1 pseudogene is annotated in these 238 nt (G+C 57.1%); it reads right to left on the bottom strand.

Annotated features, from left to right (window positions below):
- Window positions 1-238, bottom strand: a pseudogene (locus AE2B122_RS19035) (collagen-like protein); the annotation flags it as partial.

Raw genomic sequence — 238 nt, 5'->3', positions numbered from 1 at the left:
CCCGGTAACTCCGGTGATCCCAGTTATCCCTGTTTCTCCGGTAACTCCGGTGATGCCCGTTGACCCTGTTTCTCCGGTAACTCCTGGTGAGCCAGTCTCTCCTGTCACCCCGGTGAGTCCCGTTGATCCTGTTTCTCCCGTCGCTCCAGTGAGTCCCTTTGATCCTGTTTCCCCGGTAACTCCAGTAAGTCCCATCGATCCTGTTTCTCCGGTAACTCCTGTGATGCCCGTTGACCCG

Source organism: Terribacillus sp. AE2B 122 (genome assembly GCF_902497585.1).
GTDB lineage: Bacteria > Bacillota > Bacilli > Bacillales > Amphibacillaceae > Terribacillus > Terribacillus saccharophilus_A.
This window is presented reverse-complemented; position numbering and strand designations above follow the sequence as displayed.